This is a genomic window from Ruegeria sp. HKCCA4812 (assembly GCF_013034245.1).
Lineage (GTDB): Bacteria > Pseudomonadota > Alphaproteobacteria > Rhodobacterales > Rhodobacteraceae > Ruegeria.
Window position 1 is genome coordinate 191,381 of the sequence record NZ_WQFQ01000001.1, and the last position, 15,783, is coordinate 207,163.

14 protein-coding genes are annotated in these 15,783 nt (G+C 58.8%); 11 read left to right on the forward strand and 3 right to left on the reverse strand.

Annotation, left to right across the window (positions count from 1 at the left end):
- The first annotated feature begins 153 nt into the window (after positions 1–153).
- The 5 genes from GOW04_RS00970 to GOW04_RS00985 all read left to right on the forward strand — a co-directional run bounded on the left by GOW04_RS00970 (position 154) and on the right by GOW04_RS00985 (position 5,354).
- Entirely contained in the window at positions 154–2,289 is a 2,136-nt protein-coding gene (locus GOW04_RS00970; RefSeq protein ID WP_171231275.1) for a malate synthase G, read from the forward strand.
- A gap of 71 nt (positions 2,290–2,360) precedes the next feature.
- Entirely contained in the window at positions 2,361–2,786 is a 426-nt protein-coding gene (locus GOW04_RS00975; protein ID WP_152458631.1) for a heme-binding protein, read from the forward strand.
- Positions 2,787–3,005: 219 nt separating this feature from the next.
- Positions 3,006–3,785 (forward strand): gamma-glutamyl-gamma-aminobutyrate hydrolase family protein, encoded by a 780-nt coding sequence (locus GOW04_RS00980; RefSeq protein ID WP_171114968.1) that lies wholly within the window; start codon positions 3,006–3,008, stop codon positions 3,783–3,785.
- A 532-nt stretch (positions 3,786–4,317) separates the two neighbouring features.
- Entirely contained in the window at positions 4,318–4,545 is a 228-nt protein-coding gene (locus tag GOW04_RS21775; RefSeq protein WP_217356882.1) for a hypothetical protein, read from the forward strand.
- Positions 4,546–4,610: 65 nt separating this feature from the next.
- The gene (locus GOW04_RS00985) at positions 4,611–5,354 is read left to right on the forward strand and encodes an autotransporter outer membrane beta-barrel domain-containing protein (RefSeq protein ID WP_171615950.1); all 744 of its coding nucleotides are present in this window, start codon (positions 4,611–4,613) and stop codon (positions 5,352–5,354) included.
- 120 nt (positions 5,355–5,474) lie between these two features.
- On the opposite strand, the gene GOW04_RS00990 is transcribed toward GOW04_RS00985, so the two are convergent.
- Both GOW04_RS00990 and GOW04_RS00995 read right to left on the reverse strand, forming a co-directional pair.
- Positions 5,475–7,715 carry a xanthine dehydrogenase family protein molybdopterin-binding subunit gene (locus tag GOW04_RS00990; RefSeq protein WP_171231277.1) on the reverse strand — a complete coding sequence of 747 codons (2,241 nt, stop codon included), beginning with the start codon at positions 7,713–7,715 and terminating at the stop codon, positions 5,475–5,477.
- Between the two features lie 3 nt (positions 7,716–7,718).
- Complete coding sequence (locus GOW04_RS00995; RefSeq protein WP_152458626.1) at positions 7,719–8,183, reverse strand: (2Fe-2S)-binding protein; 465 nt, start codon at positions 8,181–8,183, stop codon at positions 7,719–7,721.
- Between the two features lie 99 nt (positions 8,184–8,282).
- Here GOW04_RS00995 and GOW04_RS01000 point away from each other — a divergent pair, with 99 nt between their 5' ends.
- Positions 8,283–8,861 (forward strand): TetR/AcrR family transcriptional regulator, encoded by a 579-nt coding sequence (locus tag GOW04_RS01000; protein WP_171231278.1) that lies wholly within the window; start codon positions 8,283–8,285, stop codon positions 8,859–8,861.
- Here the strand turns inward: GOW04_RS01000 and kynU are convergent.
- Positions 8,854–10,047, reverse strand: coding sequence for a kynureninase (gene kynU, locus GOW04_RS01005; protein ID WP_171231279.1), 1,194 nt, complete (start codon positions 10,045–10,047; stop codon positions 8,854–8,856). The genes GOW04_RS01000 and kynU overlap by 8 nt on opposite strands.
- A 174-nt stretch (positions 10,048–10,221) precedes the next feature.
- On the opposite strand from kynU, the gene GOW04_RS01010 reads away from it, so the two are divergent.
- The 5 genes from GOW04_RS01010 to GOW04_RS01030 all read left to right on the forward strand — a co-directional run bounded on the left by GOW04_RS01010 (position 10,222) and on the right by GOW04_RS01030 (position 15,743).
- Positions 10,222–10,671, forward strand: a complete 450-nt coding sequence (locus GOW04_RS01010; protein WP_171231280.1) for an isoprenylcysteine carboxylmethyltransferase family protein — start codon at positions 10,222–10,224, stop codon at positions 10,669–10,671.
- 129 nt (positions 10,672–10,800) lie between these two features.
- Positions 10,801–12,372: a Re/Si-specific NAD(P)(+) transhydrogenase subunit alpha gene (locus GOW04_RS01015; RefSeq protein WP_171231281.1), complete on the forward strand. Its 1,572-nt coding sequence runs from the start codon at positions 10,801–10,803 to the stop codon at positions 12,370–12,372.
- A gap of 13 nt (positions 12,373–12,385) precedes the next feature.
- Positions 12,386–13,840, forward strand: coding sequence for an NAD(P)(+) transhydrogenase (Re/Si-specific) subunit beta (locus GOW04_RS01020; RefSeq protein WP_171231282.1), 1,455 nt, complete (start codon positions 12,386–12,388; stop codon positions 13,838–13,840).
- A 161-nt stretch (positions 13,841–14,001) separates the two neighbouring features.
- Entirely contained in the window at positions 14,002–14,358 is a 357-nt protein-coding gene (locus GOW04_RS01025) for a VOC family protein (protein WP_171231283.1), read from the forward strand.
- Positions 14,359–14,465: 107 nt separating this feature from the next.
- Positions 14,466–15,743 carry a DUF3422 family protein gene (locus GOW04_RS01030; RefSeq protein WP_171167283.1) on the forward strand — a complete coding sequence of 426 codons (1,278 nt, stop codon included), beginning with the start codon at positions 14,466–14,468 and terminating at the stop codon, positions 15,741–15,743.
- The last annotated feature ends 40 nt before the right edge of the window (positions 15,744–15,783 follow it).

A 15,783-nucleotide genomic window follows, 5' to 3' on the forward strand; every position in this document is an offset into this window, starting at 1 on the left:
CGCTGCAACCGGCCCTGCCATTGCCTTGAGGTTTTTGAAACAGCTTCAAGCCGAAGCGAATGCCCCAAATGACGGGATGAAAGTTGCCTATCGGAAACTTTCCGCCTAAGTCACAGTGCATACAATGGCGCACAATCGCAGGAGAGCAGGAATATGACGGACAGACAGACCCTGAGCGGACTGCAGATCGATCCGGTTTTGGCTGAGTTCATCGAGACGCAGGCGCTGCCGGGCACGGGCGTCTCTTCGCAGAAGTTCTGGGCCGGCATGGCGCGGATGGTGAACGAACTGGGGCCGAAAAACCGTGAGCTGTTGGCCAAACGGGCCGAGATCCAAAGCCGCATCGATGGGTGGCACATGTCCCGAAAGGGGCAGAACACCGATGCCGCTGAATATGAGGCTTTCCTGAAAGAGATCGGGTATCTGGTCGAAGAAGGCGACGAATTCCAGATTGAAACGGCCAGTGTCGACCCCGAGATCGCCCTGACCCCGGGCCCGCAACTGGTTGTTCCGATTACCAATGCACGCTTTGCCCTGAACGCGGCCAACGCGCGCTGGGGCAGCCTTTATGATGCGCTGTACGGAACGGATGCAATGGGGGATCTGCCGGCAAGCGGTGGCTATGATGCGGCGCGCGGCGCGCGGGTGATCGCATGGGCCAAGGCGTTTCTGGATGATGCCGTGCCTCTGGCGTCGGGATCATGGGCGGATGTCACCGAATTGGGTATCACCGACGGTGCGCTGACCCCTGCGCTGGGCGATCCCGCCCAATTTGCCGGGTTTGGCAGTTCGGCGAACAAGCCCGACTTTGTGCTGTTGAAAAACAACGGTCTGCACATCCAGATCATGATCGACCCCACAAGCAACATAGGCGCGACCGATCCCGCGGGCATCGCAGATGTCCGGCTGGAATCCGCGCTGTCCACCATCATGGATTGTGAAGACTCGGTTGCCTGCGTCGATGCTGCCGACAAGGTCGTGGCCTATGGCAACTGGTTGGGCCTCATGAAAGGCGACCTGACCGAAGAGGTCACCAAGGGCGGCACCACGTTCACTCGAAAACTGGCTGAGGACCTGAGCTTTACCACTCCGTCGGGTGATCAGGCCAAGCTGAAAGGCCGGTCACTGATGCTGGTGCGCAACGTGGGTCACCTGATGACCAACCCGGCCGTGCTTGACGCAGAAGGGCGCGAGATCGGCGAAGGCCTTATGGATGCTCTGTGCACCACCCTGATCGCCATGCACGACCTGAAGCAAGACGGGGGCAATTCTGTCGAGGGCTCTGTCTATGTGGTGAAGCCCAAGATGCACGGACCCGAGGAAGTCGCGTTCTCGGTCGAGATATTCGACATGGTCGAAGACATTCTGGGCCTGCCGCGCAACACGGTGAAACTGGGCATCATGGATGAGGAACGCCGCACCTCGGTCAACCTCAAAGAGTGCATTCGCGCCGCAAAATCACGGGTCGCCTTTATCAATACGGGTTTCTTGGACAGGACAGGCGATGAAATTCATACCTCGATGGAGGCCGGTCCGATGCTGCCCAAGGGCGACATCAAGAATACGCCATGGATTGCGGCCTATGAAGATCGCAATGTCGATATTGGTTTGGCCTGTGGCTTGAAGGGCAAGGCGCAGATCGGCAAGGGCATGTGGGCCATGCCGGATCGCATGGGCGATATGCTTGAGGCCAAGATCGGCCACCCGATGGCTGGAGCGACATGTGCCTGGGTGCCGTCGCCCACGGCCGCGACCCTGCACGCAACGCATTACCACAAGGTCGATGTGCTGGCCCGTCAGGACGAGCTGGCCGCAGGCGGCGCACGTGGTACGTTGAAGGATCTGTTGACCATCCCCTTGCTGGCTGGGCGCAATCTGAGTGACGAGGAAATCACGCGTGAACTTGAAAACAATGCGCAGGGTATCCTCGGCTATGTCGTGCGTTGGGTCGATCAGGGCGTGGGCTGTTCCAAGGTGCCCGACATCAACGATGTCGGCCTGATGGAAGACCGCGCGACGTGCCGGATTTCGTCGCAGGCACTGGCCAACTGGCTGCATCACAGCATCGTGGATGAAGCTCAGGTCATGGCCGCACTGCAAAAGATGGCCGCTGTCGTGGATCGCCAGAATGAAGACGATCCGAATTATACACCGATGGCGCCGGGATTTGACGGTATCGCCTTTCAGGCCGCATGCGATCTGGTGTTCAAGGGCCGGGTTCAGCCCTCGGGCTATACCGAGCCGGTCCTACATGCGCGCCGTCTGGAATTGAAAGCCAGCCAAAGATAACACCGAAAAAAGCCCACAGACCGATCGTTTGTGGGCTTTGTCGAACTTCAATCTGACGAGAGGACCTTCAGATGTCAGTTTCCCTACGCAAGGCCCGCACCATCATCCGAAAAACCCTGGAAAAGGGCCGAGAGATGGAGTTGAAGCCGCTCTCCGTCGTGGTTCTGGACGCCGGTGGGCATGTCATTGCGTTCGAGCGCGAGGATGGTGCAGCACCGGGCCGGTTCGGGATTGCGCAGGGCAAGGCCTATGGGTCGGTCATGCTGGGAATGGCGGGCACTGCGCAGATGCAACGCGCCGAAACACAAGCCTATTTCATGGCCTCTGTAAATGGCGTCTATGGTGGTCAGGTCGTGCCTGTTCCGGGTGGCGTGCTGTTGCGTGATCGCAAGGGGGCCGTGATCGGCGCCGTTGGGGTTACCGGAGACACATCAGACAATGATGCGCTGGCCGCAATGGCGGGAATTGAGGCAGCCGGCCTGATCGGTGAGATTTAACGAGAGCGTTGTATTAATACGTCTTTCCATCTGAGTGGGGAAATTATTCCCCCGCGTAGCTGTTTGTTGGAAAATTTTTCTAATTAAGCTGGGCAGACCAGAACGTACAGTGCGTCTTCGAACACGTCCCTGCGCTTTCATGCAGGGCGTGTATTCTTGCACGTTAAATCCGCTGCCGCTAGCTTCCTTGACAGGCACAACAACAGCAGGGAAAGCGGAATGTCTCGGCCTGTCGTCGGTATCATCGGCAACTCGTACCTCATGAACGATCAATACCCCACACATGCTGGGGGAACGATGAATTCGGATGCCGTGGCCAACGTGTCAGGATGTCTTCCGTTGTTGATACCCGCAGATCCGCGTTACGTGTCGGTAGATGAGTTGCTGGAGGTCTGTGACGGCTTTCTGCTGACAGGCGGTCGCCCGAATGTGCACCCGGAAGAATACGGGGAACCTGCAACCGATGCACATGGCGAATTCGACCGGGCACGCGACGCCATAACTCTGCCGTTGGTTCGCGCCTGCGTTGAAAGGGGACAGCCGTTTTTGGGCATCTGCCGGGGGTTTCAGGAAGTTAACGTTGCCATGGGCGGAACGCTTTATCCCGAGATCCGCGATCTGCCGGGGCGGATGAACCACCGGATGCCGCCCGATGGAACCTTGGAGGAAAAGTTTGCTCTGCGTCATGTGGTGGCACTGGAAAACGGCGGCGTTTTCCACAAACTGTTCGGCGCAACCGAGGTCATGACCAACACCTTGCACGGTCAGGGCATCAAAACGATTGGGCAGCGCGTGGTCATTGATGGCCATGCACCGGACGGGACGCCCGAGGCGATTTATATCAAGGATGCGCCCGGCTTTACCTTGTCGGTTCAATGGCACCCGGAATGGGATGCGATCAATGACCCGGTCTCGCGCCCCCTGTTCGAAGCCTTCGGCGATGCGGTTAGAAACTGGAATTGTAGAAATCGTTCTGCAAGGCTAAGGCAATCTGCTTGACCGGCGCCAGCGGGCTGCCCTCGATTCCCCGTCTCTGTATCGCAACATTCGAATAATTGTTTGTGAGACGAGCCCAATACCCTTGTTTATCCGCCAGCAGGTCTGAATGCTTGCCCCCGATGCCACGAAACGGTGCGAGATTGAGATATGCAAGAATCAGCCCAAAGGCGACTGTAATCAGTTAGGTTTCTCGCAGCGACATTTTTCGCAACTTCCGGTTTCGCAGCTGACGTGATGGCGCGGCAGTGTGGTTCTTTAGGTGAGCTGCTCTACATCGGACGCACGCGTGATTCAGCATCCTCCGTTTGGTTGTCTGCGACTGTGCAAGGCGGTTTTCGTTTGGAAGCCGCGCAAGGCAACACAACGGTGGACACGTGGAACAAGTCTCACAGAGGCGTTCATCTAAGCTTTTCACCCTTTGTCTCTAACGGAAATGGTGGAGTGCACCGATTGTTCGAATTCGGTGGAGCACCAAATGGCAAAGATTGCCTGATCGATACGCAAAACCAACAGAGAAACTGGAGCTTGCCCGGTGGAGGTGGCGGCGGAGGCGGTTCAGGTGGCTCTGGCGGCGGCTTTGGCAGTGGAGGGGGCTCAGGCGGCTCCGGTGGCGGAGGTGGTTCTGGTGGCTCCGGTGGGGGTTCCGGTGGCTCTGGTGGTGGTTTTGCTGGAGGTGGAACTGCGGCCGCTGTACCTCGTACTCGACCACAAAGTGCTGCTGACGGGGCATGTGCTGTCGGTGTTGAGTGTGTTGACGTAGCGACGGGTAAACTTGACGCGCCATTATGTGATCCCTCTGTTACCGCTCCTATTGTGGGCCCTCCTTTGACCGAAGGCCGAGATCTCGCGCCGCCGTCCACATGGAATGTATGGACAGATTTCACCTATACCGAAATCGAAGACACGCGCGGGGTCAGAGAAGTCGACATAAATGACAACTATTTTGCGGCGGGGTTCGACAGGCTTGTCAGGCCGGACTTGGTCGTTGGATTTCAGGTTGAATATGAGAACCTTGATGTCGAAGGGTTTCAGGGTCAATTCAGACAAGACACTAAAGGGCTTGCTGCGGGCCCCTATTTTGCCTGGCGCATGTCCGAGAGATGGGTGCTGAATGGACTGGCGACCTTTGGCGAGTTTTCGACGGATGTGAACGTGCTGGGGTTAAGTGGCGATTTCGACCGGACCCGGTGGCGAGCCAATCTGGAGGCGATCGGTCAGTACGAGGCCGGGAATTTCCTGTTACGTCCGTCGATTGCCTATGACTATTACAACTACAGCGCAGAAGACTATGATCTGAGCGGCACTGTGGCAGGTGTTCCGGTCAACATAGTTGGCGAAGTTGCTTCAGTGAGTTACAGCGCCTTAACACCTGAGTTGGAAATCAGCAGGCCATTTGTCACTTCGCGATCGATCGTGTCTCCGTTTGCGACGCTGAGCGCGACCTACTGGTTCGACCGTGAAAATGTTGGATTAGGCGCTGGATCGCAGGCCGACTTGACTTGGGCCTCGCGCGTGGGTGTGTGTGTGCGAGTGAGGCCGTTTTTGTCGAGGCGACACTGGGATATCTGAGTTTGTTCGAAGATGATCTGGATACGACCGAAGCGTCCATTCTTCTTTCTGTCAGCTTCTGATCCTCAAGGGGCGAAAAAGGAAAGCGCCGCCTCAAGTCAAAAGGCGGCGCCAAGACGATCAGATCAATAGGTTGAACTGATTGATCAGCGGAAGTGAACGTGCGCGCTTGCCCGTCAGGTCGAAAAGCGCATTGCCAAGTGCCGGCATCGAAGGCGGTGTTCCGGGCTCGCCCGCACCGCCCATATGCCGATTGGTTTCCAGCACGCGCACCTCGACCTGCGGGGCTGTGTGCATCCGCATCGCGTCATAGTCGGGGAAGTTGAACTGCTCGACTTCGCCTTCCGCAAAGGTGATCTCGCCGAAACATGCGGCAGACAGGCCGTACATCATGCCGCCGAACATCTGTGCCTTGACGTTTTCCGGGTCCAGCGCCAGCCCCATGTCGCAGGCAATCCAGGCCTTGCTGATGCGGATGGTGCCGTCTTCGTCGACCACTTCGATGACCTGGGCCACCGGGGTGCCGAAGCTGTATGTGAAAGCCACGCCCCGGCCGACGCCTTCGGTCGTCTGACCCGTCCAGCCTGACATTTCCTTCACCGCTTCCAAACATCCCGCCGACGGCGCGTGTTCGTTCTTCATCAGGTCCAGCCGGAACTCCAGCGGGTCACGGCCTGCGGCATGAGCCATCTCATCCATGAATGTCTCGTGAAAAAAGCCGTTATGGCTGTTGCCGACCGAGCGCCAAAACCCCACGGGAACAGCCAAATCAGCAATGTGGCCGCTCATGCGGTAATTCGGTACCGCGTAGGGCTGGTTGAAGAAACCTTCGACCAGCACCTTGTCAGGGCCGCCGCCGGGGAACCCGGTGTAGCGCTCGACCGCCTGTTGGGTCGGAGATTGGGCCGCGACCTTCCCGTCAATGAGCACGGCTTTGCCGTCCTGAACCGCGCCGCGCATCCGGGCGATGGCGCCGGGGCGGAAATAGTCGTGACGCATGTCCTCTTCGCGGCTCCAGGTCGTCTGAACCGGTGTGCCGGGCATGGCCATGGCAACCTTGGTTGCGATTTCGCCGAAATCCAGTTCGCCCCTGCGACCAAACCCGCCACCCAGATAGGTGGTGTGGATTTGGACGGCTTCGGTATCCAGACCGGCAGTGTTGGCGACGCGGAACTGAATCAGTGTGGGGGCCTGGTTGCCGCACCAGAGTTCCAACGCATTTCCCGTGTAGAGCCCGGTGGCATTCATTGGCTCCATCGTTGCATGGGCCAGATAGGGCACGCGATACTCGGCGGTGATTTCAGTGGCGTTTTCCGGGCTCGCGCTGACATCGCCGTCGTCGCGCATGGTCGAGTTCGGTGCGTCGTCAAACGCCTCGGCGATCCTGGCGAAGATGTCTTCGGTCTCCGGCGGATAGGGCGCGTCGCCCCAATCGACAACAATGGCCTCGACTGCCTGATTGGCCAACCATGTGTTGTTTGCGATCACGGCCACGCCTGTGCCCAGATCGACGACCTGCTCAACCCCGGGCATGGATCTTGCGGCGCTGTCGTCAAAGCCGTTCATCGCGCCGCCCAGTTTGGGATTCATTCGGACGCTGGCGAATTTCATGCCCGGCAGGCGGACATCGACGCCGAATTCAGCGGTGCCCGTCGCCTTGCCCACCATGTCGAGACGCGGTTGGCTTCGGCCCAGATAGCGCCATTCAGACGGGTCTCGCAACGGTACCTCAACGGGTTCCAGCCCGGCGGCATCCTCGGCAAGCATTGAATAGGCGATCTTGTCGCCGTTGGGTGCAATGACATGGCCTGACGCCGTTTTCAGATCCGAGGGGTCGACGCCCAACCGGTCTGCGGCAGCGCGTTTGAGTGTTTCACGGGCCGAAGCACCGGCTTGCCGCATCCGGTCGAACCCATCTTTCATCGAGGTCGAGCCACCCGTGACTTGCAGGCTGAGCGTCTTGCCCAGAATGCCCAGCGCCTCGCCCAGATTGTGCTGGAAATTCGAGATATCGTACCCCTTGTTCGGCAACCCTTCGCCCACAAGGGCCGAGTTGTAATAGGCCGCCGCAGCAGGACCATGCAGAACGGTGATTTGATCCAGATCGACATCCAGTTCCTCGGCGATCAGCGCGGCCCATGTGGTTCGGACGCCCTGACCCATTTCCGCGCGGGGCGCGAACAATGTGACACCATTCTGGTCAATCAGCACAAACGGGTTCAGCGCTGCCTCGCCTTCGCGGGGTTTCAAGGGGTTGGCCGCGGGGCGGGTCACGTAATAGGCCCCGAAGGCCACGCCGCCAACGATCGCGGCAGAGCCGATCAGGAACGTACGGCGGAGGATTTTTCCAACGGAAGCCATTGCTTACGCCTCCTTCAGCTTGGATGCCGCGTCATGGATTGCTGCGCGGATAAGGGGATAGGTGCCGCAGCGGCACAGGTTGCCCTGCATCGCTTCGTCGATGTCTGCGTCAGTGGGGTCCGGGTTTTCCGCCAGCAATGCCGCGGCCTGCATGATCTGGCCGGACTGGCAGTATCCGCACTGCGCGACCTGATGATCGATCCAGGCCTGTTGGATCGTGGCCAGCGCGTCCGGCGAGCCGAGCCCTTCGATCGTGGTCACGTCACCCCAGACATCCGACAGCGCCACCTGGCACGAGCGCACGGCCTCGCCATCGATATGCACGGTGCAGGCCCCGCATGCGGCCACGCCGCAGCCGAACTTGGTGCCGGTCAGCCCGACCTCGTCCCGCAGAACCCAAAGAAGGGGGACGTCATCAGGCAGATCCACCTGATGTTGCTTGCCGTTGATCTTCAGGGTCGTCGCCATGGCGCACCTCGTGTTGCTGTGGCTGGTTTCTGACATAATTGGACGAAAGTGTCAGGATGTCAATTGACAAATTGGACAAAAAATGTCAGGGCTTCGGATATGAAAGACAATGGTGACGGCTCACGGCAACAGGCGATCCTGAACTCGGCGTTTCAGGCGTTTTCCACTTATGGATACCGAAAGACCTCGATGGACGACATCGCGCGCGGCGCGGGGATGTCTCGGCCGGCGGTGTATCTGCATTACAAGAACAAAGAGGCGATCGTCAGCAAACTGACCGAGCTGTACTATGCCGAAAAGAGCGTTGCGGTGGCCGAAGCGCTGGCCACCCAGGGTTCGGTGCCCGAGGTTCTGAGCCGCGCGATCCAGGCGCAGACCGAGGGGATGGCAAAAATTCTGGCCTCGCCCCACGGGCTTGAGATACTCGACAACACAAAGTCCCTGTCTGCGGAAATCATCGCGGCGGGTGAGGCCAAGCTGGCCGCGCTTTATGCGGACTGGCTGACGCAACAGGAAAAGGCGGGCCGGGTTCGCCTGCTGGCTGACGCGGCAGAGACCGGTCGGACGATCACGGCCACGCTCAAGGGGCTGAAGCTGATTGGCGCCGGGGCCGAGGTTTATGAACAGCAGGTCGCACAGGTCGCGGCCCTTTTCGGCGCCGGACTCGAAGTCAGGTAACGCGCTGACGAACCCTGTATTCGGGCGTGTCCCACAGGCGGTTCTGCATGATATCGGCCATAATCCCGACGGCGCGTTCGACATCGCATTCGTCGATATACAAAGGTGTAAAGCCGAACCGCATTATGTCGGGTGCTCGAAAATCTCCGATCACGCCACGGGCGATCAGGGCCTGCATGGCGGCATACCCTTCCTTGAAACGGAACGAGATCTGGCTGCCGCGCTGCTGCGGATCACGGGGGCTGGCCAGTTGCAGATCCGGGCAGGTTGCCTCGACGCGTTCTATGAAAAGCTCGGTCAGTTCAATCGATTTGGCCCGGACGTCGGTCATGTCCGCCAGATCCCAGATGTCCATCGCAGCCGACAAGGCCGTCATCTGGATGATGGGCGGCGTTCCCACCCGCATCCGTTCAATGCCGCTGCCGGGGCGGTAGTCGAGATCGAAGGCAAACGGTGCTTCGTGCCCCAGCCATCCGGACAAGGCGGGGCGTGTGCGTTCCGCCAACCTCGGCGCGACATAGATGAAGGCTGGCGCGCCGGGGCCGCCGTTGAGGTATTTGTAAGTACACCCGACCGCGAAATCGGCGTTGCACCCTGAAAGGTCCACGGGGATGGCCCCCGCGGAATGGGCCAGATCCCAGACCGTTACCACGCCGTTGGCATGCGCCAGTTCGGTCAGCGCCTTCATGTCGTGCATCCGACCCGAGCGGTAATCCACCTCGGTCAACAAAAGAACAGCGACCTCTTCGGTGATTGCGCCGGCCACGGCTTCGGGATCAACGACGCGCAACTCATACGCGTCCCCAAGCGAGCGCAGCAAGCCATCCGCTATATACAGGTCCGAAGGAAAGTTGCCGTTGTCGGACAGAACCACTTTGCGATCCGGATTCAGTTCAAGGGCCGAGGCCACGGCCTGATAGACCTTGATCGACAAGGTGTCTCCGGTCACCACACTGCCGGGCTCTGCTCCGATCAGGCGGCCAATCCGGTCACCAAGCGCGGTGGGCAGGGCCATCCAACCAGCCTTGTTCCATCCGGTGATCAGCATCTGGCCCCATTCGTCCGTCAGCATCCGTTGCACTCGGGCACCGGCTGATTTCGGCAGGGGGCCCAGAGAGTTGCCATCCAGATAGATGACGCCCTCTGGCAGGTCGAACATGGCTTTGGTTGCCGCAAAATCAGTCATGAAGGCTCGCTAACTCGTGTGAACGTCGGTGATTGCTATTGAGGTAGTCGATCCGCGATAATGAGTCCATGCGATGCGACATACTGGTCTTTTGCCATTTTGGCTCAAAAGCGGTAGGACATCGCGCAGAAGCGACATGTGCTTGATCTTGTCGTCATTCAATGAGGGCTTTGCATGCGCTGGATGGACGTTCCGCCGGTTTGGTTGATTGCTTTTGCAGCTTTTGCCTGGTTGCAGGCCAGGTATCTGAAGCTGGGCCTGTCGCTTGAGGGTGGTTTGACGGATCTTCTGAGCGGGGTGTTGATCGGAGGTGGAATCCTGATGGCTGTTCTGGCGGTGGTCGAATTCCGCCGTCACAAGACAACCGTCATCCCGCATGAAACCCCGTCATCGATGGTGCAATCCGGCATCTACAAGCGCAGTCGCAATCCGATCTATGTGGGCGACGTTCTGATTCTTGCGGGTCTTGTCCTTCGGTTTGATGCCGTCCTGTCCCTGGTTCTTGTGCCAGTCTTCGTCTGGGTGTTGGAGCGTCGGTTCATCCTGCCGGAAGAAGACCGCCTGCGTCGTACCTTTCGCGCCGACTTCGCGCGTTACGAACGCAAGACACGGCGCTGGATTTAGGGTGGAGTCCGCAATGACATCACGTCAAAAATGCTGCGCTTGCGAAATAATGTTGCGCAGGATACATCTTTGCTTAACAAAGAATACCGATCACCCGCTCAGACCGAGTAAGAATTAGGGGGACTGCCAGTGAAGATAGGCACGCCAAAGGAAATACTGGACGGCGAGAACCGGGTCGCGATGACACCGGACTCGGCCGTGCAACTGCAAAAACTGGGCTATGAGTGCCTGATCGAAAAAGGCGCAGGTGCTGCCGCCGGTTTTTCGGACGCGGCGTATGAGGCTGTGGGCGTTGAGGTTGTCAAGACCGCGGCATCGCTGTGGAAGGCCGCAGATATCATCGCCAAGGTTCGTATCCCGACCGAGACGGAACTGAAGCGTCTGACCAAGGGCAAGACGCTGATTTCCTTCTTCAATCCTGCCGGAAACGAAGAAGGAATGGAACTTGCCAAGTCCAAGGGCGCAAATGTGATCGCCATGGAAATGGTGCCGCGTATTTCCCGGGCGCAGAAGATGGACGCGTTGTCGTCGATGGCCAACATTGCCGGCTACCGCGCCGTTATCGAAGCCGGCAACAACTTTGGCCGTTTCTTCACCGGTCAGGTGACTGCGGCTGGCAAGGTGCCGCCTGCGAAGGTTCTGATCGTCGGGGCCGGTGTTGCCGGGCTTGCCGCGATCGGCACTTCAACCTCGCTGGGTGCAATCACCTACGCGTTCGATGTGCGCCCGGAAGTGGCCGAGCAGGTCGAATCGATGGGGGCAGAGTTCGTCTATCTGGACTTCGAAGAAGAACAGCAGGATGGTGCGTCCACCGGTGGGTATGCGTCCGTCCAGTCAGAAGAGTTCCGCAATGCGCAGCTGGCCAAGTTCCGAGAGCTGGCCCCGGAAATGGACATTGTCATCACGACGGCGCTGATCCCCAACCGTCCGGCGCCCAAGCTGTGGCTGGAAGACATGGTCAAGGCAATGAAGCCGGGCTCGGTCATCGTTGACCTTGCGGCCGAGCGCGGCGGAAACGTCGAAGGCACCGTGCCGGATGAGAAAGTCGTCACAGACAATGGCGTGACCATCATAGGCTATACCGACTTCCCCAGCCGGATGGCGGCGCAGTCCTCATCGCTCTATGCCACCAATATCCGGCACATGATGGCCGACCTGACGCCCGAGAAGGACGGCAAGGTCAATCATGACATGGAAGATGACGTGATCCGCGGATCGACCGTGACCTATGAGGGTGAGATCACTTTCCCGCCGCCACCGCCCAAAGTACAGGCGATTGCGGTGCAGAAGAAACCGGAAGTCAAGGAACTGACCCCGGAAGAGAAGAAGGCGCAGGAAATCGCAGCCTTCAAGGCGCAGACCAAGCAGCAGTTTACTCTGTTGGGTGTCGGTGGCGCATTGATGCTGTTGGTGGGGTTGGTTGCTCCGGCCAGCTTCATGCAGCATTTCATCGTATTTGTGCTGGCCATCTTTGTGGGCTTTCAGGTGATCTGGAACGTCTCGCATTCGCTGCACACACCGCTGATGGCGATCACCAACGCGATCTCGTCGATCATCATCGTTGGGGCCCTGATGCAGATTGGGTCGGGGTCGTTCCTCGTCATTCTGCTGGCGGCGCTCAGCGTCTTCATGGCCGGGATCAACATCTTCGGCGGCTTCCTCGTAACCCGGCGCATGCTCGCCATGTTCCAGAAATCTTAAGGAGGCCGGGCACATGGAATTTGGCTTCACCACTGCCGCCTATGTTGTTGCGGCTGTCCTTTTCATCTTGTCCCTCGGCGGTCTGTCGAACCAGGAAAGCGCCAAGCGCGCGGTCTGGTACGGCATCGTCGGTATGGCGCTGGCGGTTTTTGCCACGCTGGTTGGCCCCGGTGCGGGGCGGTGGCTATTGTCGCTGCTGTTGATTGCGGGCGGTGGTTTCATCGGCCAATATGTTGCGCAGCGCGTCCAGATGACCGAGATGCCGCAGCTTGTTGCGGCGATGCACTCGCTGGTCGGTCTTGCGGCCGTGTTCGTTGGCTTCAACGCGCATTTCGAGATCGGCAACGTGGCACAGGTCATGGCCATTGCGGACAGTGCCAGCCAGGCGGATCTGTCCGATCTGGGGTCTTTTGCCAAGCTGATTGCCAAGAAAACCCCGGCTGAGCTGGCAATCCTGCATGTGGAATTGTTCCTGGGCATCTTCATCGGTGCGATCACCTTTACCGGGTCGGTTGTCGCCTATGGCAAGCTGGCGGGCAAGGTGACCTCGGCAGCGACCAAGCTGCCCGGTGGCCATGCGTTGAACGCGGCGGCAGCGGGTCTCTCGCTGATCTGCCTGATCTGGTACACATCGACAGGTGGTCTGTTCCCGCTGATCCTGATGACGCTGGCGGCGTTATTCATCGGCTATCACCTGATCATGGGCATCGGCGGCGCTGACATGCCGGTGGTGGTGTCGATGCTGAACAGCTATTCGGGTTGGGCGGCTGCGGCGATCGGTTTCTCGCTGGGCAACGACCTGTTGATCGTGGTCGGTGCGCTGGTGGGCTCGTCGGGTGCGATCCTGTCCTACATCATGTGTAAGGCGATGAACCGTCACTTTGTCAGTGTGATCCTGGGCGGTTTTGGTGGCCCGCAGGGCGAACAGATGGCCGTTGAAGGCGAACAGATCGCTATCGAGGCTGATGGCGTTGCTGCGGCTTTGAACGACGCGGACAGCGTGATCATCATTCCGGGCTATGGGATGGCCGTGGCACAGGCGCAGCAATCGGTTTCCGAACTGGTGCGCAAGCTGCGGGCCAAGGGCAAGAACGTTCGTTTCGCAATCCACCCTGTGGCGGGCCGCTTGCCGGGCCATATGAACGTTTTGCTGGCCGAAGCGAAGGTGCCGTATGATATCGTTCTGGAAATGGACGAGATCAACGACGACTTTCCGGACACAGATGTGGCCATCGTCATCGGTTCGAACGACATCGTGAACCCGGCGGCGCAGGAAGATCCCAACAGCCCCATCGCCGGAATGCCGGTTCTGGAATGCTGGAAAGCCAAGCAGGTGTTTGTCTCGAAACGTGGTCAGGGCACCGGGTATTCCGGCATCGAAAACCCGCTGTTCTTCAAAGAGAACACCCGGATGTTCTACGGCGACGCCAAGGAGTCGCTGGACAAGCTGCTGCCGATGATCGATTGATCGTCGCGTTTGATCAGATTGCAAAGGGCGCCTTTGGGCGCCCTTTTCTTTTTGAGTGTGCATGGGGGCGTTGCCCCCAATCCCCCAGGATATTTCCAGCCAGATGAAGCAGGCGGAGTGTGGTAGTCTGGGGTGGCGGCACAGATGGCAGGAGGTCGAGGATGGAGAAAGTGAATGGTATTGGCGGAGTGTTCTTTCGCGCCCGCGACCCTAAAGCGCTGAGCGCCTGGTATGAGAAGCACCTGGGCGTCAATCATTATGACCCCGTGCCCTGGAAGCAGCGAGAAGGCTATACGGTCTTTGCGCCATTTGAGGAGGACACTGTATATTTCGGACGGACCGATCAACAGTGGATGATCAATTTTCGTGTTGATGACCTGGCCGCGCTGACGGCGCAGCTTGAGCAGGCTGGAATCACGGTGGAAACCAATCCTGACTGGGACAGCGAAGTTGGAAAATTTGCCCGCATCCATGATCCCGAAGGCAACCCCATCGAGCTGTGGCAGCCAAATCAATGAGATAGCAGGGTTGTATACCGTTGTATCCCTGTAAGTATATGAAATAAAAAGAGAATTGATGTATCAATTATGTACCGTATAGTGCGCGTGACGAGGCGGAGCCATACATGACACCGATAGACGACCATCCCCTTCGCTATGCGCTGGCAAATGAACTGCATGCGCGACCGTTCCCGGTCGCGTCAATGCCCTGTACGGTGGTCTTTCTTGCGATCAAAAAGCCCGAGGCCGCCGTGGCGCGCGATCGACGTGAGGATTTGGCTCATTTGATCGACCTGCTGGATCGCCACGGTGCGCAGCACCCTCGGCCGGACGCCACGCATTACGCGGGTCAGATTGGCCGCCATTGGTTGAAGTGGGAGCAGCATACCGAATTCGTGACTTACACGGCGATCGCGCAGAATGTGAGTGATCGCGCCTTTGATCCGGCTGACTTTGAGGTCTTTCCGCCCGATTGGTTGATGGCCAGTCCTGGCCAAAGGGTTACGTCAGTATTGATGCGCGTCGTTGAACGCGACAGTGACGACTTGGTGAAGTCGAAACTGCTGGATTGGTTCGAGCCGGAAAGCCTGGCCGTGTCCAGGGTGTTGGACGATGCAGCGGTTTGTGCCAGTGATTTTCGGATCGATCCGGCAGGTCACATGCGCTTTGCCTTGTTCGTGGCCGAGGGCACCGGACGGCGCCGGACGGGACGGATTATTCAGCGTCTTTGCGAAATAGAAACGTATAAGGCGATGTCGATGCTGGGTTTTGCGCGCGTCAAGCAGCTGATGCCGCGTATCGGAGAGCTGGACGGGCAACTCACTCGATTGATGGGGCAGATGACCGGCAACTCGGCGCAGCCTGACGCGCTGTTACAGGATTTGCTGGCAACGTCGATCGAGCTCGAGACATTGTCGGCCCGGTGTTCTTTCCGTTTCGGAGCTACGGGGGCGTATGAGGCCATCGTCAACCAGCGGATCGAAGTGTTGCGAGAAGAACGTTTCGAGGGTGGTCAGAATTTCGCTGACTTCATGATGCGCCGATATGACCCTGCAATTCGCACCGTGAAATCCACGGAACGCCGGCTTCAGGCCTTGTCGGATCGGGCGATCCGCGCGGGTGAGTTGCTGCGGACAAGAGTGGATGTGGAACGCAGCGCGCAAAACCAGGCGTTGCTGGAAAGCATGGACCGTCGCGCTGATCTGGCACTGCGCTTGCAACATACGGTCGAGGGGCTTTCCGTGGTTGCCATCAGCTATTACGCGGTTTCGCTGGTCAGCTATCTTTTGTATCCGCTGACGGCCTCTGGCATCAGCAAGGGCATGCTGACGGCAGCGGTTACGATCCCGGTTGTCGCCGGGGTGTGGTACTCGGTGCGACGCATTCGCAAACGGCTCGGTTGAGCAGCAATTGCCAGTGTTCGTCTGATCTGTAGAACAGGGG

Excerpts from the sequence above, each read along its gene's own strand:
- GOW04_RS00970 (WP_171231275.1), top strand. The coding sequence starts at position 154 with ATGACGGACAGACAGACCCTGAGCGGACTGCAGATCGATCCGGTTTTG.
- GOW04_RS00975 (WP_152458631.1), top strand. The coding sequence starts at position 2,361 with ATGTCAGTTTCCCTACGCAAGGCCCGCACCATCATCCGAAAAACCCTG.
- GOW04_RS00980 (WP_171114968.1), top strand. The coding sequence starts at position 3,006 with ATGTCTCGGCCTGTCGTCGGTATCATCGGCAACTCGTACCTCATGAAC.
- GOW04_RS00990 (WP_171231277.1), bottom strand. The coding sequence starts at position 7,715 with ATGGCTTCCGTTGGAAAAATCCTCCGCCGTACGTTCCTGATCGGCTCT.
- GOW04_RS00995 (WP_152458626.1), bottom strand. The coding sequence starts at position 8,183 with ATGGCGACGACCCTGAAGATCAACGGCAAGCAACATCAGGTGGATCTG.
- GOW04_RS01000 (WP_171231278.1), top strand. The coding sequence starts at position 8,283 with ATGAAAGACAATGGTGACGGCTCACGGCAACAGGCGATCCTGAACTCG.
- kynU (WP_171231279.1), bottom strand. The coding sequence starts at position 10,047 with ATGACTGATTTTGCGGCAACCAAAGCCATGTTCGACCTGCCAGAGGGC.
- GOW04_RS01010 (WP_171231280.1), top strand. The coding sequence starts at position 10,222 with ATGCGCTGGATGGACGTTCCGCCGGTTTGGTTGATTGCTTTTGCAGCT.
- GOW04_RS01020 (WP_171231282.1), top strand. The coding sequence starts at position 12,386 with ATGGAATTTGGCTTCACCACTGCCGCCTATGTTGTTGCGGCTGTCCTT.
- GOW04_RS01025 (WP_171231283.1), top strand. The coding sequence starts at position 14,002 with ATGGAGAAAGTGAATGGTATTGGCGGAGTGTTCTTTCGCGCCCGCGAC.
- GOW04_RS01030 (WP_171167283.1), top strand. The coding sequence starts at position 14,466 with ATGACACCGATAGACGACCATCCCCTTCGCTATGCGCTGGCAAATGAA.